1 rRNA gene is annotated in these 272 nt (G+C 55.1%); it reads left to right on the top strand.

The features are described 5' to 3' along the window. Positions 1-272: ribosomal RNA gene (locus tag ACTHSL_RS13630) — 16S ribosomal RNA — on the top strand; the annotation flags it as partial.

The raw sequence follows: 272 nt of genomic DNA, 5'->3' as shown, positions 1-272 counted from the left end.
CCTACGGGTGGCAGCAGTAGGGAATATTGCGCAATGGAGGAAACTCTGACGCAGCGACGCCGCGTGGGTGACGAAGGCCTTCGGGTCGTAAAGCCCTGTCGGATGGGACGAAAAACGGTATGGCTAATATCCATGCCGCTTGACGGTACCATCAAAGGAAGCACCGGCTAACTACGTGCCAGCAGCCGCGGTAATACGTAGGGTGCAAGCGTTGTGCGGAATTATTGGGCGTAAAGCGCGTGTAGGTGGCTAGTTAAGTTGGATGTGAAATC

It is taken from the genome of Neisseria sp. P0008.S010 (assembly GCF_051962715.1).
Taxonomy (GTDB): Bacteria; Pseudomonadota; Gammaproteobacteria; order Burkholderiales; family Neisseriaceae; genus Neisseria; species Neisseria elongata.
This window is presented reverse-complemented; position numbering and strand designations above follow the sequence as displayed.